The 24,408-nt window shown below is 54.2% G+C and carries 19 protein-coding genes; 11 read left to right on the forward strand and 8 right to left on the reverse strand.

Annotated elements, in window-relative coordinates; all coding sequences use genetic code 11:
- Nucleotides 1–35: 35 nt before the first annotated feature.
- The gene (gene sufB, locus ACX9GU_RS15030; RefSeq protein WP_473192070.1) at nucleotides 36–1,535 is read right to left on the reverse strand and encodes a Fe-S cluster assembly protein SufB; all 1,500 of its coding nucleotides are present in this window, start codon (nucleotides 1,533–1,535) and stop codon (nucleotides 36–38) included.
- Nucleotides 1,536–1,549: 14 nt separating this feature from the next.
- A complete protein-coding gene (gene sufA / locus ACX9GU_RS15035) occupies nucleotides 1,550–1,921 on the reverse strand; it encodes a Fe-S cluster assembly scaffold SufA (RefSeq protein ID WP_473192071.1) in 372 nt (123 codons plus the stop codon).
- 475 nt (nucleotides 1,922–2,396) lie between these two features.
- On the opposite strand from sufA, the gene ACX9GU_RS15040 reads away from it, so the two are divergent.
- On the forward strand, nucleotides 2,397–2,801 hold the full coding sequence (locus tag ACX9GU_RS15040) for a hypothetical protein (protein ID WP_473192072.1): 405 nt from the start codon (nucleotides 2,397–2,399) through the stop codon (nucleotides 2,799–2,801).
- Nucleotides 2,802–2,837: 36 nt separating this feature from the next.
- Here ACX9GU_RS15040 and menI read toward each other — a convergent pair whose 3' ends face one another.
- Together menI and ydiJ are read right to left on the reverse strand one after the other, a co-directional pair.
- Nucleotides 2,838–3,254, reverse strand: a complete 417-nt coding sequence (menI, locus tag ACX9GU_RS15045) for a 1,4-dihydroxy-2-naphthoyl-CoA hydrolase (RefSeq protein WP_021178115.1) — start codon at nucleotides 3,252–3,254, stop codon at nucleotides 2,838–2,840.
- Nucleotides 3,251–6,307 (reverse strand): D-2-hydroxyglutarate dehydrogenase YdiJ, encoded by a 3,057-nt coding sequence (gene ydiJ / locus ACX9GU_RS15050; protein ID WP_473192073.1) that lies wholly within the window; start codon nucleotides 6,305–6,307, stop codon nucleotides 3,251–3,253. Before ydiJ ends, menI begins: the two co-directional genes overlap by 4 nt.
- Before the next feature lie 376 nt (nucleotides 6,308–6,683).
- Between ydiJ and ydiK the strand changes: the two genes are divergently transcribed.
- Nucleotides 6,684–7,784: an AI-2E family transporter YdiK gene (gene ydiK, locus ACX9GU_RS15055; RefSeq protein WP_473192074.1), complete on the forward strand. Its 1,101-nt coding sequence runs from the start codon at nucleotides 6,684–6,686 to the stop codon at nucleotides 7,782–7,784.
- 418 nt (nucleotides 7,785–8,202) lie between these two features.
- On the opposite strand, the gene ppsA is transcribed toward ydiK, so the two are convergent.
- Complete coding sequence (gene ppsA, locus ACX9GU_RS15060) at nucleotides 8,203–10,581, reverse strand: phosphoenolpyruvate synthase (RefSeq protein WP_447870764.1); 2,379 nt, start codon at nucleotides 10,579–10,581, stop codon at nucleotides 8,203–8,205.
- A 473-nt stretch (nucleotides 10,582–11,054) separates the two neighbouring features.
- Here ppsA and ppsR point away from each other — a divergent pair, with 473 nt between their 5' ends.
- The 9 genes from ppsR (at nucleotide 11,055) to ACX9GU_RS15105 (ending at nucleotide 20,549) form a co-directional block, all read left to right on the forward strand.
- Entirely contained in the window at nucleotides 11,055–11,876 is an 822-nt protein-coding gene (ppsR, locus tag ACX9GU_RS15065; RefSeq protein WP_021804571.1) for a posphoenolpyruvate synthetase regulatory kinase/phosphorylase PpsR, read from the forward strand.
- A 169-nt stretch (nucleotides 11,877–12,045) separates the two neighbouring features.
- Nucleotides 12,046–13,092 carry a 3-deoxy-7-phosphoheptulonate synthase gene (locus ACX9GU_RS15070; protein WP_473192075.1) on the forward strand — a complete coding sequence of 349 codons (1,047 nt, stop codon included), beginning with the start codon at nucleotides 12,046–12,048 and terminating at the stop codon, nucleotides 13,090–13,092.
- A 743-nt stretch (nucleotides 13,093–13,835) separates the two neighbouring features.
- On the forward strand, nucleotides 13,836–14,321 hold the full coding sequence (locus ACX9GU_RS15075) for a glutathione peroxidase (protein ID WP_473192076.1): 486 nt from the start codon (nucleotides 13,836–13,838) through the stop codon (nucleotides 14,319–14,321).
- 155 nt (nucleotides 14,322–14,476) lie between these two features.
- On the forward strand, nucleotides 14,477–14,671 hold the full coding sequence (hemP, locus tag ACX9GU_RS15080) for a hemin uptake protein HemP (protein WP_473192077.1): 195 nt from the start codon (nucleotides 14,477–14,479) through the stop codon (nucleotides 14,669–14,671).
- 94 nt (nucleotides 14,672–14,765) lie between these two features.
- Complete coding sequence (locus ACX9GU_RS15085; protein WP_473192078.1) at nucleotides 14,766–16,838, forward strand: TonB-dependent hemoglobin/transferrin/lactoferrin family receptor; 2,073 nt, start codon at nucleotides 14,766–14,768, stop codon at nucleotides 16,836–16,838.
- Between the two features lie 67 nt (nucleotides 16,839–16,905).
- A complete protein-coding gene (locus ACX9GU_RS15090; protein WP_473192079.1) occupies nucleotides 16,906–17,940 on the forward strand; it encodes a hemin-degrading factor in 1,035 nt (344 codons plus the stop codon).
- The gene (locus tag ACX9GU_RS15095; protein WP_473192080.1) at nucleotides 17,937–18,767 is read left to right on the forward strand and encodes a heme/hemin ABC transporter substrate-binding protein; all 831 of its coding nucleotides are present in this window, start codon (nucleotides 17,937–17,939) and stop codon (nucleotides 18,765–18,767) included. Before ACX9GU_RS15090 ends, ACX9GU_RS15095 begins: the two co-directional genes overlap by 4 nt.
- Complete coding sequence (locus ACX9GU_RS15100) at nucleotides 18,767–19,771, forward strand: FecCD family ABC transporter permease (protein ID WP_473192081.1); 1,005 nt, start codon at nucleotides 18,767–18,769, stop codon at nucleotides 19,769–19,771. Before ACX9GU_RS15095 ends, ACX9GU_RS15100 begins: the two co-directional genes overlap by 1 nt.
- A gap of 7 nt (nucleotides 19,772–19,778) precedes the next feature.
- The gene (locus ACX9GU_RS15105) at nucleotides 19,779–20,549 is read left to right on the forward strand and encodes a heme ABC transporter ATP-binding protein (protein WP_473195193.1); all 771 of its coding nucleotides are present in this window, start codon (nucleotides 19,779–19,781) and stop codon (nucleotides 20,547–20,549) included.
- 27 nt (nucleotides 20,550–20,576) lie between these two features.
- Here the strand turns inward: ACX9GU_RS15105 and ACX9GU_RS15110 are convergent, their stop codons facing one another.
- From ACX9GU_RS15110 to ACX9GU_RS15120, 3 genes are all read right to left on the reverse strand, one after another.
- The gene (locus ACX9GU_RS15110; protein WP_473192082.1) at nucleotides 20,577–22,019 is read right to left on the reverse strand and encodes a protein adenylyltransferase SelO; all 1,443 of its coding nucleotides are present in this window, start codon (nucleotides 22,017–22,019) and stop codon (nucleotides 20,577–20,579) included.
- A 284-nt stretch (nucleotides 22,020–22,303) separates the two neighbouring features.
- A complete protein-coding gene (locus tag ACX9GU_RS15115; protein ID WP_473192083.1) occupies nucleotides 22,304–23,041 on the reverse strand; it encodes an EAL domain-containing protein in 738 nt (245 codons plus the stop codon).
- Between the two features lie 301 nt (nucleotides 23,042–23,342).
- A complete protein-coding gene (locus ACX9GU_RS15120; RefSeq protein WP_473192084.1) occupies nucleotides 23,343–24,356 on the reverse strand; it encodes a lipoate--protein ligase A in 1,014 nt (337 codons plus the stop codon).
- Between the last annotated feature and the right edge of the window lie 52 nt (nucleotides 24,357–24,408).

Raw genomic sequence — 24,408 nt, forward strand, 5'->3', positions numbered from 1 at the left:
CTCTGATCGCGCTGCTGCGCTATAAATACGGGTGCTTAACCGACGCTGTGTTCCAGGCTGATAGCCAGTAACTTCTGTGCCTCTACGGCAAACTCCAGCGGCAGCTCGGAGAACACGTCCTTACAGAAACCATTGACGATCATCGAGATGGCATTATCTTCGCTGATGCCCCGTTGCAGGCAGTAGAACAGTTGGTCGTCACCGATCTTCGAGGTGGTAGCCTCATGCTCAAGCTGGGCGCTGTTATTGCGCGTTTCCACATAGGGGAAGGTATGTGCCCCGCTGTTGGGCCCGATCAGCATCGAATCGCACTGGGTAAAGTTACGGGCGTTTTCCGCCCCGGGCAGGATTTTCACCAGCCCACGATAGGTATTTTGGCTGTGTCCGGCGGAGATCCCTTTGGCAATAATGGTCGACTTGGTGTTTTTACCAATGTGGATCATCTTGGTGCCGGTATCCGCTTGTTGGTAGCCACTGGTCAGCGCCACCGAGAAAAACTCACCGATCGAGTTGTCGCCCTGCAAGATCACGCTTGGGTATTTCCAGGTGATGGCCGAGCCGGTTTCCGACTGTGTCCAGGACATCTTGGATCCTGCGCCTTCACACAGCGCCCGCTTGGTGACGAAGTTAAGAATGCCGCCCTTGCTTTCGCCGCCGCCGGAGAACCAGTTTTGCACCGTGGAATACTTCACTTCGGCGTCTTTATGCAGGATCACTTCTACCACCGCAGCGTGCAGTTGATAGCTGTCACGTACCGGCGCTGAGCAGCCTTCGATGTAGCTGACATAACTGCCTTCATCGGCAATCAGAATGGTGCGTTCAAACTGGCCGGTTTTCGCGGCGTTAATGCGGAAATAGGTGGAAAGCTCCATTGGGCAGCGTACGCCCTTCGGCACGTAGACGAAGGTGCCGTCGGAAGCTACCGCTGCGTTAAGTGCGGCAAAAAAGTTGTCGTTATGCGGCACCACTCGGCCCAGATACTTACGTACCAAGTCTGGATGGTCGTGAATGGCCTCACCGAACGAGCAGAAGATCACCCCGCTCTCTGCCAGCTTTTCACGGTAGGTGGTCGCGACGGAAACCGAGTCGAAAATGGCATCTACCGCCACTTCGCTACCTTCACGCACCGGTACACCCAACTGATTAAACGCCAGTTCAACCTCGCTGGTCAGGTAGCCGTTTTCCGTACTGGTGCCAGGCTGCTGCTCCGCTCCAGGCTGAGAACCGCAGGAGTCATCACAGCTGCCGCAGGACGGCGCTGAATAGTAGCTGTAATCCTGATAGTTCAGCTTGTCATAGTTGGCTTTCAGCCAGTGCGGCTCTTCCATTTGCAGCCAGGCACGGTAAGCCTCCAGGCGGAATTCCAGCATCCACTCGGGTTCGTTACGCTTGGCAGAGATGGCGCGTACCACCTCTTCGTTGATACCTTTGGCCAACTCATCGGTGGCCAGTTGGGTAAAGAATCCTTCCTTGTAGCGACCTTCGCTGACCCAAGCCGGTACCTCTTTCGCTGTTTCTACGTTGCTTCGTGTCATGTTGATTGCATCGCTTAAACGCCAAAGCTCTCACCGCACCCGCAGGCGTTCTGAGCTTTAGGGTTATTAAATTTGAACATCTGATTCAGCCCTTCCCGAACAAAATCTACCGTGGTGCCATCGATAAACGGCATCGCTTTGAGCGGCACGAACAGCTTGGCCCCGTCGCGTTCGAACAACAGATCGTCGCTAGCCGGTTCGCGGGTCAAATCCAGCACGTAGGCAAAGCCCGCACAGCCGGATTGTTTGACGCCGAGTTGCAGCCCTTTCACCTGAACATCCTGCTGCATGAGTCTGATTATCTGCTTCACCGCGCTGTCGCTCAGCGAAATGCCTTGCCAGACGTTGTCTGCCAAAGAAAAAGTACCAACATCTTCCGTATGCATATGGCCTACCTCACATTCGTGTTTTACTACAGCCGATCTGGCTTACCGCCCATGTTAGTGATAATGATTATCACTTCAACCGTTTGTTTTGCGGGGGTATTTACCAAACGCCCGGATTTACGCTCGGCAACACGATTAATCGATGGCGTATCCAAGCGAAATAGATATGGGGATAATTTTTATCCCTCTGAATTCATAGCAATTCATCATATCTCGTACGGCTTATCCCGCTGTCCCGACAAGGTTATAGCGCCGGATAAGTCGTCTGTTTTAAACATTCATAGAAAATACCTATTTCTGCATTTTGTCTGTCTGAAAAATGCCTTTCCCTGCTTTAAGTCTAGTCGCTCGCGTGTTTTTAGCCCGTGGCGGTCTAAAGACCCACAACAGAAAAAAATCTGCGGGGAGCATTGATCATCGCCACAGCTGCAAATATGATAATGATTATCATTAAGCTTTAATTGGGCGTGGACCTATGGCTATCTCGATGAATGCGTGGCTGCTGAGCAAAATTGATGAATACAAGTTCAACATCCGTGATGCCACGGTGGATTTCTATATGGCGGAAGCGGCGCTACAGCGGCCGGAATGCAACATCAATCATCTGAAGCGTTACAACGGCGTCAGCCTTGGCATGGCGAATTTATGCCTGGAAAATGGCGATGACGAGAGCTACCTGAATGCGCTGAGCAAACTGCATAACCGGCTGATTGTCGAGATCAACAATCCCCAGCGTTGTCAGCTGTTCCGCGTGCAGTGCTATCATTTTGCCCGGCATACGCTAACGCTGATTTGCCAGAAATATTCGATGGAAGGCGGCTGGGACAAGGCTACCGCTTTTCAGAAGGATTTTGTGAAACGGGTGCCGTTCCAGCTATAACGTTTGCCCCGCAGGCGAAAACCTGCGGGGTTGGTGTTACTCCAATACTGCCGTGGTCAGCCGTGAGGTACAGCAGAGGCGATCGCGATCGTCGAAGATCTCGATCTGCCAGACCTGATTGCGGCGGCCGGCGTGCAACGCACGACAAACCCCGCGCACCTGCCCTTTAAATACCGCACGCAGGTGGTTGGCGTTAATCTCCAACCCCACCACCTTTTGCTCCCCTTCGGTGCACAGATACCCCGCCATTGAGCCCATCGACTCGGCCAGCACCACCGAAGCCCCACCGTGTAACAGGCCAAACGGCTGGGTAGTGCGGTGATCGACGGGCATCACCGCCTCTAAATAGTCATCTTCCAAGCGGGTAAACTGAATGCCCACATGGGCCACCATGCATCCTTCGCCGCTTTGGTTGAGTTGTTCCAGCGTTGTTTCACGTTTCCACAGCTTCACGCAATCATCTCCAGAAGTGCCTGTAATGGATGCCGCACGCCATTGCCTTCAATGCGTTTTACCTGGCTGCGGCAAGAATAACCGGTCGCCAGACAGCGTTGCCTTGGCAAACGCTGTAGCGCCTGATGCCATGATAGCTCATAAATCCCCAGGGAATTTTGCAGATTCTTGGCTTCGTGACCGTAAGTGCCCGCCATGCCACAGCAACCCACGCTGACGTTTTCCAACTTGGCGCCAAAACGGGCAAAGATGGCAGCCCACTGCTGGGTACTCGCCGGTAATGCGGTGGTTTCGGTGCAGTGGCCAAACAGATACCAGGCTTCACCGGTCGCAGGCTGTTCCGCACGTTCTGCCAACAACTTTTGCAACCATTCATGGACCAGTTGCACCTGGAAATCGCCCCGTTCAGCACCGAGAATTTCTTGATACTCGTCGCGATAACACAGCACCAGCGCCGGATCGACACCCACCATCGGCATCCCCAGTTTGGCTACCCGGTTAAGAAAGTCCGCTGTCTTGCGCGCCGTTTTGGCAAAGCGCGTCAGGAACCCTTTGATATGCTGTGCCTTGCCGTTCGGTGAGAATGGCAACAGCACCGGCTTGTAGCCCAGCTTTTCCACCAACCGTACAAAGTCTGCCACGACCTGGGCATCGTAATAGCTGGTAAACGGATCCTGCACCACCAGCACATGCTGTTCGCGCTGGCTTTCGCTTAATGCTTCCAACTGTTCAAGCGTCATGCTGAACGCGCTATGGCCCGACAATTGTTGGCGTAACGTTGGGCTGGATAACAGCGGTAAATCCACCATACCGATGCTGCTGCGGCTCAGTTCGCGCACCCATGGCTGCTTGAAGAAGAAGTTGAACACCTTCGGCGCTTTGGCCATCAACGGGGTGTAGCTCTCGACGCCAGCGACCACGTAGTCACGCATTGGGCGCAGATAACGGGTGTGATAAAGCTGCAGGAACCGCGAACGGAAGCCCGGCACGTCGATCTTGATCGGGCACTGGGTCGAACAGGCTTTACAGGCCAGGCAGCCAGACATCGCTTCTTTGACTTCATGGGAGAAGTCATATTCGCCCTTGCCTGCATGCCAGCTATTACGGGTTTTCTCAATCAGAGTGCGGAAGCTGAGGCGCTGCTGAGGCAACTGCTTTTCCAGTGCGACGGGGTCCACGCCCTGCTCTGCCAATAACCGTAGCCATTCGCGCACCAGGGCCGCTCGGCCTTTCGGCGAGTGGATCCGATTCGCGGTGATCTTCATCGATGGGCACATCGGACTGTGGACATCAAAGTTGAAACACAGTCCGTTGCCATTACACTCCATCGCGCCACGGAACGAGGTGCGGACATCGATGGGAATGCGGCGATCCAACGTACCACGTTTCACCGCATCGACTTTCATCATCACGGCATCCACGCCCAGCGGCGGGCAGATTTTCCCCGGATTAAGGCGATTGAGCGGGTCAAACGCGGCCTTGATGCGGCGCAATTCTTCATAGAGCTCCTCGCCGAAGAACGCCGGGCTATACTCCGCCCGGAAGCCCTTCCCGTGTTCTCCCCACAGCAGGCCGCCATACTTCGCGGTTAACGCCACCACCTGGTCAGATATTTGCTTCATCAGCACTTCTTGCTGGGGATCACACATATCTAACGCCGGGCGCACATGCAACACCCCAGCATCAACGTGGCCGAACATACCGTAGCTCAGGTTATGGCTATCCAACAGTTGGCGGAACTCGGTGATATAGTCGGCCAGGTGCTGCGGCGGCACGCAGGTATCTTCAGCAAACGGGATGGGCTTGGCCTGCCCTTTGGCGTTGCCCAACAGCCCAACCGCCTTTTTGCGCATATTGTAAATGCGTTCAATGCCGGTCAAATCGCCGCAAATCTGATAACCGATCACCCCAGCCTGCTGCTCGGAGATCAGGTCATCCAGGCGCTCGCACAACGCTTCCATCTGGCCGTCGATCAGTTCCTTATCGTCACCGGCAAACTCAACGATGTTCAACCCGAGCATCTCTTTATCGGGCACGTTGGTGATCAGTTCGCTGACCGAGTGCCAGACGATATCTTCGCGGGCCAGATTCAGCACTTTAGAGTCGATGGTTTCCACCGACAGCGCCTTGGCTTCCACCATAAAGGGCGCATTGCGCAGGGCTGAATCGAAAGAGTCATATTTGACGTTTACCAGCCGCCGCACCTTAGGCAGCGGTGTGATATCCAGCCGCGCTTCGGTGATAAAGGCCAAGGTCCCTTCGGCACCGGTAAGAATGCGGGTCAGATCGAAGGTTTGCAGATCGTCGCTCAGCACGTGGCGCAGATCGTAGCCGGTGAGGAAACGGTTGAGCTTGGGGAATTTTTCCAGGATCAGCGCCCGTTGCTCGCGGCAACGGTTCAGCACGGTGTGGTAGATCCGCCCCTCTGGCGTATCTTCCTGGGCAATCGTTTCCGCCAGCGGCGTCGGCATGACGCGGGTGTCGATCATTTCGCCCCCCAGCAACACCGCCCGCAGCCCCAGCACATGGTCTGAGGTTTTGCCGTATACCAGCGAGCCCTGGCCAGACGCGTCGGTATTGATCATGCCGCCTAGGGTAGCGCGGTTGCTGGTGGAAAGCTCCGGCGCGAAGAAATAGCCGAACGGCCGCAGATACTGGTTGAGCTGGTCTTTAATCACCCCGGCTTCTACCCGCACCCAACCCTGCTCGACGTTGATGTCCAGAATGCGATTCATGTAACGCGACATATCAACCACAATGCCGGTGTTAAGTGCCTGCCCATTGGTGCCGGTGCCACCACCGCGCGGGCTGAAGGTGAGTGCCTTGAAGCGATCTTCGTCGGCCAGACGGGCGATAAGCGCCACGTCGGCGGTTGAGCGAGGAAACACCACCGCATCGGGCAACAGCTGGTAAATGCTGTTATCCGTCGCCATCGTCAACCGATCGGCATAGCTAGTGGCGGTATCGCCGTTGAATCCGCTCTGTTTTAACGCGGCCAAAAAGTCCAGCACCCGTTGCACAAGGCCGGGTGCCTGAGAAATTTGTGGGATCATTCGCTTGTTTGACTCTGTCTGCTCTTAATTGCTTAATCGGGCCCGGAACTGGCCCTCCCCTGTCTTTTATTATCACGATAACCGCAAGGGCCGTAACCCGCCCCTGCATCATCGCTATCTACCTCATAATGGCGGGTGTTTTGCCGCTTGTACATCCTGAATTTGGCATTATTTGGCGCGGAAAATGATAGCGCAACCGATGGCTGCGCTTTAGGAAGAGGAAAGTCTGGCGGTTATTCCACTGCGCTTAATAGTGAAAGGCTGTACCCAAGACCAGAATTCGCGGCAAAATGTGCGTCTGGCTGTGAAAGTTGGCAAAAATGCTCCATGATTAAAGGGTACCAAGGAATCAACTCACTAGGATGAAAACGCATTCATGACACAACCGCAACGCCGCTACGATTTACCGACGATAATTTTTGGCGTGCTGTTTATCGCCATTATGATCGTCGCCTGTTTTTGGGTCATTCAACCCTTTATTCTGGGATTTGCCTGGGCATCGATGGTGGTGATCGCCACCTGGCCGGTATTGATTAAGCTACAGAGCCTACTGTGGGGCCGCCGCTCGCTGGCCGTGCTGGTAATGACCATCCTGCTGCTCTTGCTGTTTGTGCTGCCTGTTGCCCTGCTGATCGGCAGCGTGGTGGATAACAGCGCGCCAATCGTGGCCTGGGTGAACTCGCCGGGCCAGATCCATGCTCCACAGCTGGAGTGGCTGCGTTCCATTCCGCTGGTCGGGCACAAAATCTTTAACAGCTATCATCTGTTGGTGAACACCGGTGGTAACGCCCTGGTGGCCAAGATTCAACCTTACTTCGGCCAGACCGCCACCTGGTTTGTCACCCAGGCGGCACATATTGGCCGTTTCCTGATCCACTGTTCGCTAATGTTACTATTCAGCGCCTTGCTGTACGCCCGCGGTGAGCAGGTTGGTATGGCGATCCGCCATTTTGCCGTGCGCCTTGCTTCCACTCGGGGCGACGCGGCCGTGTTACTGGCCGGGCAAGCGATCCGTGCAGTCGCATTAGGCGTGGTGGTAACCGCATTGGTGCAGTCGATCCTGGGCGGTATTGGGCTGGCCGTTTCTGGCATTCCAGCGGCCACCTTGCTGACCGTAGTGATGTTCGTCTTTTGCCTCGCCCAACTGGGGCCATTGCTGGTCTTGATCCCGGCCATTATCTGGCTGTACTGGACCGGTGATACCACCTGGGGCACCGTGCTATTGGTGTGGAGCTGTGTGGTCGGAACGCTGGATAACTTCTTGCGCCCGGCGCTAATCCGTATGGGTGCAGACCTGCCGTTGATTCTGATCTTGTCAGGCGTTATCGGTGGCCTGCTGGCCTTCGGGATGATTGGCCTGTTTATCGGCCCGGTCGTGCTGGCGGTCTCTTATCGGTTGGTTAGCGCCTGGGTGAACGAAGCTCCAGAGCCCACCGCCGATCTGGAAGAAGTCGCCAAAGATTTAGAACAGTTGTGATCCCTACCTCGCCTGCTCATTCATTGGGCAGGCGATTAATCCAAATATTCCCATTCCCCACCGGCATCGTCCCCGATAATTATTCGGCTGACTCACCTGGTGCAAAATAGATGCCATTCAAATACCTGCTCTTGCCATGAACCAATACAATCCAGGCTGTTTTATTGGGACGATTCTTAATGACGCGCGCCAGATAACTGCCTAGTATGAAACTCTATCTTGCTGAAAATCATTGCTTTCCATGCATTGTTTTCCAGTCAAGTCAGCTAACAAGGTAACCCCGAATCACTGAATTGCTGTGTGTAGTCTTTGCCCGTCTTTTGATGGGCTTTTTTTGTGCAAAATAACCCGCCAATATAAAAAAACCGCCAGGTTTAACCGGCGGTTTTATGTTTTCAATAGACGTTGTTATTCAGGTTTACTTTCTTTGTGACAAATTAACCCAGGTCTGCACCACGGTATCCGGGTTAAGCGAAAGGCTATCAATCCCCTGATCCATCAGCCACTCGGCAAAGTCCGCATGGTCTGACGGGCCTTGTCCACAGATGCCGACATATTTACCGTGACGCTTGGCCGCCTGGATCGCCATGGAAAGCAGCGCCTTGACCGCCTCATTGCGCTCGTCAAACAGCTCAGAGACCACTCCGGAATCGCGATCCAGCCCCAGCGTAAGCTGCGTCATATCGTTGGAACCGATAGAGAAGCCATCAAAGTGCTCAAGGAACTGATCGGCCAGCAAGGCGTTGGAAGGGATCTCACACATCATGATCACTTTCAGGCCGTTCTCGCCGCGCTTCAATCCTTGACGCCCCAACTCTGCCACCACGGCCTCCGCCTGAGCCACGGTACGCACAAACGGCACCATCACCTCAACGTTGGTCAGCCCCATCTCATTACGTACCCGCTTCATCGCGGCACATTCCATGGCGAAGCAGTCGCGGAAGCTGTCCGCCACGTAACGACCCGCGCCACGGAAACCTAACATCGGGTTTTCTTCGTGCGGCTCATATTTTTCGCCGCCGACCAGGTTGGCGTATTCGTTAGATTTGAAATCGGAAAGGCGCACGATCACGCGCTTCGGCCAGAATGCCGCGCCCAACGTGGCGATCCCTTCAGTCAAACGACCAACATAGAACTCGACCGGATCGTCATAGCCCAACATCAGCGTTTTTATTTCTGCCTGCAGCTCTGGGGTTTGCTGGTCGAACTCCAACAGGGCACGCGGGTGTACGCCGATCATGCGGTTGATAATAAACTCCAACCGGGCCAGCCCTACGCCTTCATTTGGCAAGCGAGCGAAGTCGAACGCACGGTCTGGGTTACCGACGTTCATCATAATCTTCAACGGAAGTTCCGGCAGTTCAGTGACTTCCGAGCTTTGTACGCTGAATTCCAGCATGTCGCTGTATACAAAGCCGGTGTCGCCTTCGGCGCAGGAGACGGTGACTTTCTGCCCTTCTTTCAGCAGGTCCGTTGCGTGGCCACACCCTACAACGGCTGGGATCCCCAGCTCGCGGGCAATGATCGCCGCATGGCAGGTACGCCCACCACGGTTGGTGACGATCGCTGCCGCCTTCTTCATGATCGGTTCCCAATCCGGGTCGGTCATATCGGTGACCAACACGTCGCCCGGTTCGATGCGATCCATTTCGCTGATGTCGTGGATGACCTTCACCGGGCCTGCCCCAATGCGATGGCCAATGGCTCGCCCTTCCACCAGCACGGTGCTGTTACCGTTCAGTTGGTAGCGCTCCATCACCTGCTCATTGGAGCGCACGGTTTCTGGCCGCGCCTGGACTATCAGCAGCTTGCCGGTGTGGCCGTCTTTGGCCCACTCGATATCCATCGGGCGGCCATAGTGTTTTTCGATCAACAACGCCTGATGCGCCAGTGCCTGGACTTCATCATCGGTCAAAGAGAAACGATTGCGTTGCTCTTCTGGCACATCTTCGATACGGACCTGCTTGCCGTGATCCTGTGAAGGTGCGTATACCATGCGGATTTTTTTCGAGCCAAGGTTGCGGCGCACAATGGCCGGTTTGCCCTTCAGCAGCGTCGGTTTATGGACATAAAACTCATCCGGGTTGACCGCCCCTTGCACTACCATTTCCCCCAGGCCGAACGCCGAGGTAATAAATACCACCTGATCAAAGCCGGACTCGGTATCAATGGTAAACATGACCCCAGAGGAAGCCAGGTCGGAGCGCACCATGCGCTGTACACCGGCGGAAAGCGCCACGCCACGGTGATCGTAACCCTGATGCACACGGTAAGAGATGGCCCGGTCGTTAAACAGGGAGGCGAAGACGTGTTTGATCGCCACCATCACCGCATCAATGCCCTGCACGTTGAGGAAGGTTTCCTGCTGACCAGCAAACGAAGCGTCTGGCATATCTTCGGCCGTGGCGGAAGAACGCACGGCAAAGGAGGCTTCGCTTTCGCCCTCGGACAGTTGTTGGTACGCCAGGGTAATTTCACGTTCAAATTCCGCGTGGAAAGGCGTATCGATCACCCATTGGCGAATTTGCGCACCGGCCTTGGACAGTTGAGCAATATCGTCAACGTCAGTCTGATCCAGCAGCTGATAAATGCGCTGGTTAACCCCACTTTGCTCAAGAAAATCGTTAAATGCCTGGGCGGTGGTGGCAAAACCGTTGGGTACGGCCACGCCCAAATCGGAGAGATTGGTGATCATTTCACCGAGGGAGGCATTTTTGCCACCGACACGGTCAACGTCGTGCATGCCAAGCTGGTTGTACCAAAGCACATTACGCAAGTCTGGGCCATTGTTAGACATCGAGACAATCCTTATTGCTATCAGTAGGGTATTGACGGATTTTTGACTGGTACCGCAAAAAACGGCACCCACCCACACTAGCACAATGATCCATAGACAATGGACAGGTGAATCGATCAAGCCAATGAAGAAAATAACAATTAAGAGAATTCCAGCGAGCACAATTTAATTAGGGATCGTTCCCTAACTAGCTAAAAGCTTACAATTCAACAAATTATGTATTATTTAAACTTTTGCTTAAATACCCGTAATTTTAGTGATTGATTTGGCGAAAATAGCGCCAATTTGCGTCGGAGCAGGTAGCTAAAATAGCACCATTCATTTTATTAAAAATGAAATCAGGTTTTATTAAATATATTCAATCGCTGCGAAAGATCCCCAGCGTCACAAAATTTCTGTCCCCCTCTTTACCGTATGTGGGTCTGCAGACCATGATGTTGCTATCAGTCGTTTCAGGCATTAAGGAGTTATGGGTGGAAAGAAGCGTTTTTTATATCTCGGATGGCACGGCCATTACCGCCGAAGTATTGGGGCATGCGGTGCTGTCACAGTTTCCCGTCAAGGCCACCACTTTCACTCTGCCCTTTGTGGAAACCGAAGCGCGTGCGCGGGGCGTATGCCAGCAGATCAATGATATTTACCAGCAGACCGGGGTGCGCCCACTGGTGTTCTATTCGATTATCTCGCCGGAAGTGCGCCAGGTGATCACCCAAAGTGAAGGGTTCTGTCAGGATATCGTGCAGGCCCTGGTCGGCCCGCTACAGGGGGAATTAGCGGTGGATCCAACGCCGGTCCCTAATCGCACCCACGGGCTGACCGAAAACAATCTGGGCAAGTATGACGCCCGGATCGCAGCCATTGAATACACCCTGGCCCATGATGACGGCATATCGCTGCGCAATCTCGATCAGGCGCAGGTGATCCTGCTCGGCGTATCCCGCTGTGGTAAAACACCCACCAGCCTGTATCTGGCGATGCAATTTGGTATCCGCGCGGCCAACTATCCGTTTACCGCCGATGATATGGATAATTTGCAGCTACCCGCCGCGCTAAAACCGTTTCAACATAAATTATTTGGCTTGACCATTAACCCAGAGCGGTTAACGGCGATCCGCGAAGAACGCCGCGAAAACAGCCGTTACTCTTCCCCGCGCCAATGCAGGATGGAAGTTGCCGAAGTGGAAGCGCTGTTTCGCAAAAACCAGATCCGCTATCTCAATACCACCAATTATTCGGTGGAGGAGATCTCCACCAAGATCCTCGATATCCTCGGTATGAGCCGGCGGATGTTCTGATAGTAGGGGCTGGCGGACAGTCGTCTATGCCCCCTTTTTTGTGCTTTTTTACCGGTTTTAATCAGCCGATCACAATCTCTACGGTTGAATTCAGCGGTTTTTGCGTTATTGTGATCGCCATCACTTCCCGGTATTCCTGCCGTCGCGAAGAACAGTTTTAGAGACAATCATGCACAAAACAGATGAACTGCGGACCGCGCGCATCGACAGCTTGGTCACGCCTCAGGCGTTGGCAGAGAAGTTGCCGATCTCAGCATCGGTAGCCGATAACGTGACAGCGTCACGTAAGCGTATTGAAAAAATCCTGACAGGCGAAGATAAGCGCCTGTTGGTAGTGATTGGCCCCTGCTCCATTCACGATCTGGATGCGGCGATGGACTATGCCACCCGCCTTAACGTACTGCGCGAGCGCTATCAGGATCGCCTGGAAATCGTGATGCGCACCTATTTTGAAAAACCGCGCACCGTAGTGGGCTGGAAAGGCTTGATTTCCGATCCCGATCTGGACGGCAGCTATCAGGTCAACCGTGGTATTGAGATGGCGCGCAAGCTGCTATTGTCGGTGAACCAGCTTGGCCTGCCAACGGCGACCGAGTTTCTGGATATGGTGATCGGCCAGTATATTGCCGACCTGATCAGCTGGGGCGCGATTGGCGCTCGCACCACCGAAAGCCAGATCCACCGTGAAATGGCCTCGGCGCTCTCCTGCCCGGTCGGTTTCAAAAATGGTACCGACGGCAATACCCGCATCGCCATTGATGCCATCCGTGCCGCTCGCGCCGGCCATATGTTCCTGTCGCCAGACAAAACTGGCCAGATGACCATTTACCAGACCAGCGGCAATCCTTATGGCCATATCATCATGCGCGGCGGCAAGACGCCAAACTATCACGCGACCGATGTGGTAGCCGCCTGTGATAGCCTGCGCGAGTTCGATTTACCTGAACAACTGGTGATCGACTTCAGCCATGGTAATTGTCAGAAATTGCATCGCCGCCAGTTGGAAGTGGCGGAAAACGTCTGCCAACAAATCCGTGCAGGCTCGGTGGCCGTGGCTGGCGTGATGGCTGAAAGCTTCCTGGTGGAAGGCACGCAGAAAATCGTGGCTGGCCAATCGCTCACCTACGGCCAATCCATTACCGACCCTTGCCTGAGCTGGTCGGACAGCGAGCAGTTACTGGCCATGCTGGCCAACGCGGTGGATACCCGTTTCTGATTATTTTAGCCAGCATGTTTTTGGCATGCTGGTTCTCATTTATCCGTTCACGCAGTATCACTTTCATGCTGGGATTGAAAACTCAATAATTCATCCACTCAATCATAAAAACCAAAAAAGGGATGAAAGAAAGAGTTACGTACAACATACCTATGTTATCTATTTCTTTTAGACGTTTCTTTCCTTTAACCCACCGTATTACACAAGCCAATAGCATGAGAATAATACAAAAATTTGCAGTGAAAATCTTATAGCCACTAGATACCCCTGCAAACAAAAGCATCAAAGAGGCAAGTATCATTGTACTTCTCTTAACGTCTGGAAATACTCTCGAGCCCACAAAGAAGTGGCAATAGACTGATAATATTAGAAAACAAACAATTAACACATTCATGTCATCTCCCTATGCAACAACTAGCTCATACTTTCCCTATTTACGTAGATACCACAAAAAATAATATTACACATTAAAAAACCCAAGCGTCAATCCCTGTAAAATAAAAGCTGAACACCTATTATTACTCACTCAATTAAACATTTTCAATATAACATGGCATTTACATGTGATACTGACTTTAATTTAATTATTGCTTTTCAATGAGTGAGTGGGAATTTTAAACACTGCATTATCGGATCTTCATCACCTAAATCAGGTTATTGATACCATATTCTACGAAGTATTCTTACGTCATTCCGCTATACTTGCCAAACATCTGAACGAAACCGATCTGGAGCCCTCTTCCGTGAACCATTCACTGCTGTCCATTCCCTGTATCACCCTGCAAGGGGAACCTAAAACGCTGGCCGACTTTCCGGCGCGGGCGTATCTGGTGGTCAATACCGCCAGCAAGTGTGGCTTTACCCCGCAGTATGCAGGCTTGGAAAAACTGTGGCAGTATTATCGCTCACGCGGGTTGATGGTGCTGGGCTTCCCCTGCAATCAGTTTGGCGGACAAGAGCCGGGCAATCCGCTGGAGATTGCCAACTTCTGCACCCTTAACTATGGCGTCAGCTTTCCGCTGTTCAGCAAGATCGACGTCAACGGTGCGCAGGCACATCTCCTGTTCAGCGAGTTAAAGCGCCGTGCACCCGGCCTGTTAGGCAGCCAACGCATCAAGTGGAACTTCACCAAATTCCTGCTCACTGCTGATGGCGAGCGCATCACACGCTTCGCCCCCATCACCAAACCCGAGCGCCTGTTCAGCCGTATCGAAACCCTGTTGAAATAGCCTTTTCATCAGCAAATCGATCTGCAGCAATCCAGTTCCGGTAAGCGTAACGACGAAAAGGTGCCATCGATAAGAAAATTTCCCTTGATGTAACCTTTCGCTAACATGATAATGATTATCAATTTGATATTAATTACCATTTACCGGCTGATTTTATGGACAATCTCAATAATCCCCCACAGTCCAACAACGCTTTGGTTACTGCTGAAGGCAGTGCACCTGCCTCTTTACCGCCCTGCTTCGACAGTGTCGAGCTGTTGGGCAGCGATGGACTAGCGGTGATCATCCATCAAGGACAGCGCTATCAACTGCGTCAGACCAAAGCGGGAAAATTGATCTTAACCAAATAACGTCTTGCTTCCCTTTAACGCCAGCCACCCCGATCTTGCGATCCAGGCAGCCAGCAAATCTATTGATATGTTGAGTCATACGGAGAGTTGCCACATGCCTGCCATTTTTACCTCCCGGCTGCGTTTATCCGCATTAAGCCTGGCCATTGCCTGCGCTTTGCCTACGGTGGTTTTTGCCCAGACCGACACCAGTGTTTCCGCTGCCACCAAGGCACAAGAAAAAAACAAAGATGAGGCCATGACCGTGGTCGCCACCGGTAATCAGCGCAGCAGTTTTGAAGCGCCGATGATGGTGACGGTGATCGACGGCAACAGCCCTCAGAGCCAAACCGCCACCACCGCCGGCGATATGCTGCGTCACGTGCCTGGGGTTACCGTAACCGGTACTGGCCGGAGCAATGGGCAAGACATTATGATGCGGGGTTACGATCGCCGTGGCGTACTGATCCTGGTTGATGGTATTCGTCAGGGAACCGATACCGGCCATATCAATGGCACCTTCCTGGATCCTGGCTTGGTAAAACGTATTGAAGTAGTGCGTGGCCCATCGGCACTGTTATACGGCAGTGGCGCATTAGGTGGGGTTATCTCCTATGAAACGGTGGATGCCGCCGATCTGCTGTTGCCCGGCCATAACACCGGCTACCGCGTGTTCGGCACGGCGGCTACCGGCGATCATAGCCTGGGCATGGGCGCCAGCGCTTACGGTAAAACTGACGTTCTCGATGGTCTGATCTCTTTCGGCACCCGCGATATTGGCGATATTCGCCAGGGCGATGGCTTTAATGCACCGAACGACGAGACCATCGGCAACGTTCTGGCCAAAGGCACCTGGGCCATCGATGACAACCAGTCCCTGAGCGGTAATCTGCGCTATTACAACAACCGGGCGCAAGAACCTAAGAATCCGCAAACGCCTGATGTTTCCAGCAGCAATTTGTTAACTGACCGTTCCACCATTCAGCGTGACGCACAGCTCGGCTACAAGCTCAAGCCCACAGGCCAGGATTGGCTGGATGCCGATGCCAAGCTCTATTACTCCGAAGTAGAGATCAATGCTCATACCGATGGCAGCACGGATGAAGCTCGCAAGCAAACCACCAAAGGTGGCAAGCTGGAAAACCGTACCCGCCTGTTTGCCGACAGCTTCGCTTCGCACCTGTTTACCTATGGTAGCGAAGCCTACCGGCAGGAACAGACGCCGGGGGGCGCAACAGAGAGCTTCCCGCAGGCCAAAATCAACTTCGCTTCGGGCTGGTTGCAGGATGAGATCACTCTACGTGACCTGCCGGTCTCTTTCCTGGCCGGGACGCGTTATGACAACTACAAAGGCTCTAGCGACGGTTATGACGACGTCAACGCCAACAAGTGGTCATCCCGTGGTGCGATGAGCGTCACCCCTACCGATTGGTTGATGATGTTCGCCTCTTATGCTCAGGCATTCCGCGCACCGACCATGGGTGAGATGTACAACGACTCCAAGCACTTCTCGATCCCGATGGGGCCAACCACCATCACTAACTATTGGGTGCCTAACCCGAATCTGAAGCCAGAAACCAACGCTACGCAGGAATACGGCTTCGGCTTGCGCTTTGACGATCTGTTAATGGCCGATGACACCCTGCAATTCAAGGCCAGCTACTTCGATACCAAAGCCAGAGATTATATTACTACCGGTGTCACCATGGAGTTAGGCCGTGGCCCACGCGGTATGTACTGCATAAGCTGTACCACCTTCTCAACCAACATCGATCGCGCCAAGATTTGGGGATGGGATGCCTCGCTGAACTATAAAACCCAGTGGTTCGGTTTGGATCTGTCCTACAACCGCACACGTGGTAAAGATGAAGCGACGGGTGACTGGCTCTCCAGTATCAATCCGGATACGGTCACCAGCGTGTTGGATATTCCTATTGCCGAGACCGGCTTATCCACCGGCTGGGTGGGAACCTTTGCCCAGAGTGCGCACCACGTGGCAACCGGCTACAGCAAGCAAGCCGGGTATGGTGTGAACGATTTCTACCTCAGCTATAAAGGCCGCGAAGACCTGCAGGGCGTCACCACTACCGTGGTACTGGGGAACGCCTTCGATAAAGAATATTACTCACCACAGGGCATTCCGCAGGATGGTCGTAACGCCAAACTGCTGGTCAGCTATCAGTGGTAACCCTTTGAACCACAGCGGGCAGACCGTTTTTGCCCGCTCCTCACCCACCAGCACAGGAAACAAATTAATGAGCGAGACCCTATACCAACGTTATGAGCAGGCGAAAATTGATCACCCAGGTAAATATGCCCGCGATCTGGCCGAGCTGTTGGGTATCAGCGAAGGCGAACTGACCCACGCCCGCGTCGGCCACGATGCTCGTCGCCTACAGGCCGATGCCCGTACGCTGCTGACCGAACTGGAACAGGTTGGCGTCACCAAATCCATCACGCGTAACAGTTATGCGGTACACGAGCAGGTTGGGTGTTATCAGAATCAGCACCTCAATGGCCATGCCGGGCTGATCCTCAATCCGCGCGAGCTGGATCTGCGCCTGTTCCTCAACCAATGGGCCAGCGTTTTTGCCCTGAGTGAAACCAACAAGCGTGGCGTGCGCCACAGCATTCAGTTCTTTGATCATCAAGGCGACGCGCTGCATAAGGTCTACACCACAGACGAAACCGATCTCGCCGCCTGGTTCGCCCTGGTCGAACGCCATCAAAGTGCGGAAAACCCGACACTGGAGCTGCAACCGGCCGAAATTAAAGAGAGCAACAGCGCGCCAGATGCCGCCAAAATCGATGCCGACTGGCGGGCCATGACCGACGTCCACCAGTTCTTCCAACTGCTGAGCCGCAATAATCTGACCCGCCAACAGGCCTTCCGCGCCGTGGGTAACGATCTGGCCTATCGCGTGGACAACAGCGCGCTGACGGAGATCCTGGAAGCCGCCAAGTCTGCGCAGAACGAAATCATGATCTTCGTCGGCAACCGGGGCTGTGTGCAAATTTTTACCGGCCAGATCGAACGCCTGATGCCGCAGGACGGCTGGGTCAACATCTTCAACCGCCACTTTACCCTGCACCTGATTGAAGGGGCGATCGCCGAAAGCTGGATCACACGCAAGCCAACCAAAGATGGCATGGTTACCAGCCTGGAGCTGTTTGCCGCCGATGGCACCCAGATCGCGCAACTCTACGGGCAGCGTACCGAAGGACAACCGGAGCAGCTCCAGTGGCGTGAGCAGGTTGCAGCCCTTGAATCGAAGGAAGTTGCCGCATGATAGCTTCATTGCCCCGTCGCCTGGCGCTGTGCATTGCGCTGGCGTTTCCATTAGCCGCCGTGGCGGCCGAGAGGATTGTTTCGATAGGTGGTGACGTGACCGAAATTGCCTTCGCGCTGGGCGCGGGCGATGAAGTTGTGGCACGAGACAGTACCAGTTTGCACCCTGCTGCGGTGCAGAAATTGCCCGACGTAGGCTATATGCGCCAGCTGAATGCCGAAGGTATTCTGGCGCTGAAACCCACCCTGATCCTGACTACCGAGTTGGCTGAGCCAGCATTGGTGCTCAAGCAATTGGAAGACAGTGGCGTGAAGGTGGTTCGTATCCCTGGAGATACCACCGTGCAGGCGGTGCCCGAAAAAATCAGCGTGATAGCCGATGCCATCAATCGCAGTAGCCAAGGCAAGCAGTTGGCCGAACGCTATCAGCAACAGTTGGCAGCGGTAGCCAATACGCCACTATCGGTGAAAGTGCTGTTCGTGATGAGTCACGGAGGTATCACCCCCATGGCCGCGGGCCAGCAAACCGCGGCAGATGCCATTATCAGAGCGGCTGGGTTGAAAAACGCAATGCAAGGTTTCAACCGTTACCGCCCGCTCTCGCAAGAGGGCGTGATTGCCAGCGCACCAGACTTGCTGTTGGTGACTACCGATGGCGTTCGCTCCATCGGTGGCCAGGAAAACCTGTGGCTGTTGCCCGGCATGGCTCTGACACCGGCGGGGAAAAATCGCCGCGTGCTGATCGTTGATGATATGGCGCTGCTCGGTTTTGGTCTGGAAACGCCGCAGGCGCTGGGCCTGTTGCGCAAAGCGGCGGAGCAAAAGTAATGCGTTGCCGAACCTCACCCCGCCTGGCGATCGGCAGCCTGCTGATCCTGCTGACGATCCTAGCGCTTGGGGCCGCTAACCTTGGGGCGTTGACACTGTCATTTCGCACCCTGTGGCAGGCACCTCTCAGCGATGCCTCCTGGCATATCTGGCTGAATATTCGCCTGCCACGCGTGCTATTGGCCGTGGTGATCGGCTGCGCGTTGGCGGTTTCCGGGGCGGTGATGCAGGGGTTGTTCCGCAACCCCTTGGCCGATCCCAGCCTGTTGGGGATCAGCAGCGGCGGCGCACTGTTCGTCGCACTGGTGATCGTCATGCCGCTGGCTCTGCCCCCGCTCATCGCTCTATATAGCCATATGCTGGCGGCATTTCTTGGCAGCCTGCTGGTTTCAATACTGATTTACGGCATCAGCCGCAGCGGACACGGCAGCCTGTCGCGGCTGTTGCTGGCCGGTATCGCCATCAATGCGCTGTGCATGGCAGCGATTGGCGTGCTGTCGTACCTCAGTAGCGACCAGCAATTGCGTCAGTTTTCGCTGTGGATGATGGGCAGCCTTAGCCAGTCACAGTGGCCCACCCTGGTGGTATCCGCTTCGCTGATCCTGCCAGCCGCATTGCTGACGCTGTTACAGGCTCGTCGTTTGAATCTGCTACAGCTGGGCGATGAAGAGGCACATTACCTTGGGGTTAATGTGCAACGCGCCAAGCTGCAGTTGCTATTACTCAGCGCCCTGCTGATTGGCGCCGCCGTAGCGATGAGTGGCGTGATCGGCTTTATTGGCCTGGTGGTCCCCCACCTGGTACGCATGCGGCTTGGGGGCGATCACCGCTGGTTGTTACCAGCCTCTGCACTCGGCGGTGCCTGCCTGCTGCTGGTGAGCGATACGCTGGCACGTACGCTGGTCGCCCCGGCAGAAATGCCGGTAGGCCTGATGACCAGCCTGATCGGTGGTCCCTATTTTCTGTGGCTGGTGATGCGCCAGCGGGAGCGCTCCGGTGGATGATTCATCAATGCTGACAGCACGGCAGTTGCGTTACAACCTGGGGGATCGCCGGCTGATCACCGATGTCTCCCTCAGCATCGCCAGCGGTGAGATGGTGGCGATTATTGGCCCCAACGGCGCGGGGAAGTCGACCCTGCTTCGCTTACTTACCGGTTATCTGGCCGCTGACTGTGGCGAGTGCCGTCTGCAAGGTAAACCGCTTGAGCAGTGGCAACCTCAGCAGTTGGCCAAGGTCCGGGCGGTAATGCGTCAACACAGCGAGCTGGCCTTTCCGTTTACCGTGGAAGAAGTGGTTGCCATGGGACGCTCTCCGCATAGCGGGCGCGATGCCAAACGGGCGATCCAACAGGTGATGGAGCAGACCGATTGCACCAGCCTGGCCCAACGTGATTACCGCCAGCTTTCCGGCGGGGAACAGCAGCGGGTGCAACTGGCCAGAGTATTGGTGCAGTTGTGGCAGCCACAACCCACACCATCCTGGTTATTCCTTGACGAACCCACCTCGGCGCTCGATCTGTATCATCAACAGCATACCTTACGCCTGCTGCGCTCCCTGACGCGTCAGCAGCCGTTGGCGGTCTGTTGCGTATTGCACGATCTTAATCTGGCCGCGCTGTACGCCGATCGCATTCTGCTGTTGCATCAGGGCCGCCTGGTCGCTTCCGGTACCCCGCAGCAGGTATTACAGACGGATATCCTGACGCGTTGGTATCAGGCAGATCTCGGTGTCGCCGCCCACCCAGAGACCGCACTGCCGCAGGTGTTTTTACGTCAGTAACGGTAAGCCATGGAGGGCTTGCTGCATTCAGCTCGAACAGGAAATTTCCAGATGCTTGCCCCAATCCGGTGGCAAGGCCGCCAGATCGTCATACTGGGCATCATCGGCAAAAGGTTGCAGCAACGCCTGATGCAAACGTGCCAGCTTAGTGACATCGTCCTGCTCTGCCGCTTCGATGGCCTGCTGCGCCAGATAATTACGCAAAATCAGTTTAGGATTCGCCAACTTCATCGCTTGCTGGCGCTCGGCATCACTCACCTGTTCAAGCTGTAAGCGCTGGCGATATTGTTGATACCAGCCGTCAAACGCCTCTCGATCGATAAATTCATCGCGCATTGGCGTTTGCGCCTGCTGCTGCTCAACATCGCTCAACAGACGGAAGGTACGAGTGTAGTCACGCCCTTCTTGCGCCATCAGACTCAATAAGCCGGTCAGCAGATCGTTATCCTGTTTTGACTGGGTGAAGAAGCCCAGTTTGGCACGCATTTGCTCGCCATAAGCCTGCATCAGCGCCGGTTCATAGGCGGCCAGCGCCTGCTGTAACTGCTCGGCACTCAGCAAACCGGACAGCGTTTGCGCCAATCGATGCAGATTCCATAGCCCCACGGCTGGCTGGTTATCGAACGCATAACGGCCCTGATGATCGGAGTGATTGCAGATATAGTCTGGCCGGTAGTCATCAAGGAACCCATAAGGCCCATAATCCATCGTCAGGCCGAGGATCGACATATTGTCGGTATTCATTACGCCGTGGGCAAACCCCACGCACTGCCAGTGGGCAATCATACGTGCGGTACGTTCCACCACATCGGTAAACCACAGCAGATAGCGATCTTGTTCATCAACCCATTGCGACCAATGGCGCGCAATAACAAAGTCCGCCAGTTGCCTGACCTGTTCCGGCTGTTTGCGGTAATAGAAATGTTCGAAATGGCCAAAGCGGACATGGCTTTCCGCCACTCGCAGCAGCATTGCCCCGCGCTCCGGTTGTTCACGGAACACCGGATGCTCGCTGGTGACAATTGTCAGGGCCCGCGTCGTCGGGATCCCCAAATGGTATAGCGCCTCGGAGGCCAGGAATTCACGGATCACTGAGCGCAGCACCGCCCGCCCATCGCCCATGCGGGAATACGGCGTTAACCCAGCGCCTTTCAGATGCCAGTCCATACTGCGGCCGTCCGCGAGCCGCTGTTCGCCCAGCAGGATCCCCCGGCCATCTCCCAACTGCCCCGCCCAGGAACCAAACTGATGGCCGCTGTAAACCTGCGCCAAAGGCTGCATGCCGGGTAACAGGGTTTCACCTGCCCAGATTGGCGTTTTCTCTGGAGTAAACCAGCTAGCGTCCAACCCCAGTTCCTCAGCCAGCGGCTGGCTGTAATACAGCAAACGGGCCGCTTTAAGCGGCGTCGGCTGCAGTGCGGTATAAAAACCGGGCAGCTGTTGGTAATAAGCGTTTTCAAATTGCGGCATAGGCCCTCCGTAATGCTTAGTGTAGAGCCTGGAGGAGCGGATTAACACGGAGGATTTACAAGGGATTCGCCCCTGGCCAGAAACCAGCAGGGGCGTGGTAGACTAAAAAGCGGCGGTGAGCCCTGTTAGCTTGGTTATTTAGCGCCGGCGGCGTGAGTCTTTTAATGACCTACTACGCGCATGGCTAAAGTGCTTTATCAATGATAAAGCGACAATAATTATCAGTACTGGGATCACGGTAAAAATCATCCAGTCCACTATTTACCCCGGTGTGCAAGCAAAAATCAGTTATTATTATCGAACTCTTCAGCAATCCTGCGTAGAGACCGCAGATTATCCACACTGACGGCAGGCCATAAAAATCCCTGTAGTCCTAAAACACCAGTGTTGGTCAGTTTATTGAAATACTCATGTTTCTCAATGCCGCAAACAATAACTCCCTTACAAAGTTGATTGATATTCTTAAGCAGTGAATCGATAACCAGGTCATATCCCTGTTGGGTAACCAATTGCCAATAAAAGCGTTTGTCGATTTTCACAAAATCAAATAAACCATCGTACAACGCGGTCAACGTCGCTTTGCCTGAGCCAAAACCATCGAGCCACAGCGAAAAGTAGGTACTTAACAAGCGAATTTTCCCGTTGTCTTTCCCCGCGGAAAGGTTGGGGAAACGTTCATTGATTTCGAAAGCAATAAACGGCAGTTGCTGCACTCGTTGACGACGTGTTTCGCTGTCCAGCAGCCAATCGACAGCCGTTTCTTCGATATTAATGGTCAATGTCACCCCGTTGGCAACAAACCATGACGCGTGCTTTTCAGCCAAGGTTAGCTGGTCGTTGAATAACTCAATCCTTTGTTCCGGGGTTAATAACCGCAGGCCGATCTCCGTAGGCATCGCCAGGTTGTCGCCCGAGCCAGTAAAACGGGTGAGAAGTTCCACCGCCAGTAATCTTCCCGTCATGGCGTAAATCGGCAGGAAGACATACTGACTAATAAAATCAACGTCAGATTGAATATTCATTTTAATGCCAGAGGCTTAATGGCGTGCAAACCATCGTATAACAATAAGTTATACCGATCAATCCCTGGGGAATAGTTCATAAATAGTAATGCGATTAGCCAGGCATTGCCAAGTAACTGATAGTTTTAGCGATGTTTTTTTGTTCAGACAATCAGGTGCGTTAATTTAATTTGCGGCAGCTATCGTTACAAATTAATAGCCTTATGCAATGTGTGAATTCATTTTTGATGTTCAACGATCAGGTGATGCGGCGACCACCTGATTTTATTAATAAAATTCCTAATTTATTTACCACACAGCACTACTTGATGGTTTCCAACAGCCAACGCCGCAACTCGCCAAGCTCGCTCTCCTGCTGCGGATATTGCGCTACCAGCTGTGCACAGCATTCTGCCACCGCCTCGCTGCGATAGGCACATCCCACCAGCTTTTCGGCCAAAGTCTGTAAGGGGGCAGGGTTGAGGCTATCGGTGAAGATCTGCGCGCGTACAATCGCGCCCTTCTCCACGTCAAAGAAGATATCCACCCCACCCCAGGTAAAGCGCTCATTCAGCAAGTGGCTAAACGCTGGCGCTTTGCCAAAGTTCCATTCCCAACTGCTCTGTTTGGCAAATTGCTGGGCAAAATCAGGCAGGTCTGGGAAGACATCCGGGGAGATCACTTCCGGCTGTGCCGTTTCGCCATAATGGGAGAAGAAAGCCTGAATGACGGCGTCACAAACTTGCCGATGGTCGATTTCTGGCACAAATTCAGCCAGGTTGGCGACCCTGGAACGCACGGAGGTGATGCCTTTCGCCTGCAGTTTTTTCGGATCGGGATTGAGATAATCCGCCAGGCGATTGAGATCGGCATTCAACAGCAGCGTACCGTGATGAAAGCCACGATCCTGGGTTTCGCGGTAGGCTGAGCCGGAGATCTTGCGCACTCCGTCGGCCGTTTCGACCACCAGATCGTTACGCCCGGAAGCCGAAGCATCAACACCCAGCTGTTTCAGCGCCGCCAGAATAATGCCGGTAGAAACGGTTTTATCGTAGCCGGGCTTACCGGCCATAAAGGTAAAGCAGGTATTGCCCAGATCGTGAAACACCGCCCCGCCGCCGCTGCTGCGCCGTGCCAGACGAATGCCATCCTGCTCCATCCGCCGGGTATTGCACTCTTTCCACGGGTTCTGCGACTGGCCGATCACCACGGTTTCGGCATTACGCCACAGGAAGAGGATTTTTTGCGTGGTCATTTCGCGGAAGATGCACTCTTCTACCGCCAGATTAAACCAGGGATCGTAGGAGTCGGAAATCAATAAACGTAAGGAATTCATGGCAGTCACCTCATCATGCAGTGCTGCCATAATACACCAGATAGCGGGTTTG

The sequence above is a fragment of the Serratia sp. K1WW1 genome (assembly GCF_055790865.1).

What these genes read in the sequence shown, in the direction of transcription:
- ACX9GU_RS15095 (WP_473192080.1), top strand. Translation starts at nt 17,937, where the DNA reads ATGATAGCTTCATTGCCCCGTCGCCTGGCGCTGTGCATTGCGCTGGCG.
- sufB (WP_473192070.1), bottom strand. Translation starts at nt 1,535, where the DNA reads ATGACACGAAGCAACGTAGAAACAGCGAAAGAGGTACCGGCTTGGGTC.
- ACX9GU_RS15105 (WP_473195193.1), top strand. Translation starts at nt 19,779, where the DNA reads ATGCTGACAGCACGGCAGTTGCGTTACAACCTGGGGGATCGCCGGCTG.
- ACX9GU_RS15085 (WP_473192078.1), top strand. Translation starts at nt 14,766, where the DNA reads ATGCCTGCCATTTTTACCTCCCGGCTGCGTTTATCCGCATTAAGCCTG.
- ydiK (WP_473192074.1), top strand. Translation starts at nt 6,684, where the DNA reads ATGACACAACCGCAACGCCGCTACGATTTACCGACGATAATTTTTGGC.
- ydiJ (WP_473192073.1), bottom strand. Translation starts at nt 6,307, where the DNA reads ATGATCCCACAAATTTCTCAGGCACCCGGCCTTGTGCAACGGGTGCTG.
- ACX9GU_RS15100 (WP_473192081.1), top strand. Translation starts at nt 18,767, where the DNA reads ATGCGTTGCCGAACCTCACCCCGCCTGGCGATCGGCAGCCTGCTGATC.
- ACX9GU_RS15120 (WP_473192084.1), bottom strand. Translation starts at nt 24,356, where the DNA reads ATGAATTCCTTACGTTTATTGATTTCCGACTCCTACGATCCCTGGTTT.
- ACX9GU_RS15040 (WP_473192072.1), top strand. Translation starts at nt 2,397, where the DNA reads ATGGCTATCTCGATGAATGCGTGGCTGCTGAGCAAAATTGATGAATAC.
- hemP (WP_473192077.1), top strand. Translation starts at nt 14,477, where the DNA reads ATGGACAATCTCAATAATCCCCCACAGTCCAACAACGCTTTGGTTACT.
- ACX9GU_RS15090 (WP_473192079.1), top strand. Translation starts at nt 16,906, where the DNA reads ATGAGCGAGACCCTATACCAACGTTATGAGCAGGCGAAAATTGATCAC.
- ACX9GU_RS15110 (WP_473192082.1), bottom strand. Translation starts at nt 22,019, where the DNA reads ATGCCGCAATTTGAAAACGCTTATTACCAACAGCTGCCCGGTTTTTAT.
- ACX9GU_RS15115 (WP_473192083.1), bottom strand. Translation starts at nt 23,041, where the DNA reads ATGAATATTCAATCTGACGTTGATTTTATTAGTCAGTATGTCTTCCTG.
- ppsA (WP_447870764.1), bottom strand. Translation starts at nt 10,581, where the DNA reads ATGTCTAACAATGGCCCAGACTTGCGTAATGTGCTTTGGTACAACCAG.
- sufA (WP_473192071.1), bottom strand. Translation starts at nt 1,921, where the DNA reads ATGCATACGGAAGATGTTGGTACTTTTTCTTTGGCAGACAACGTCTGG.
- ACX9GU_RS15070 (WP_473192075.1), top strand. Translation starts at nt 12,046, where the DNA reads ATGCACAAAACAGATGAACTGCGGACCGCGCGCATCGACAGCTTGGTC.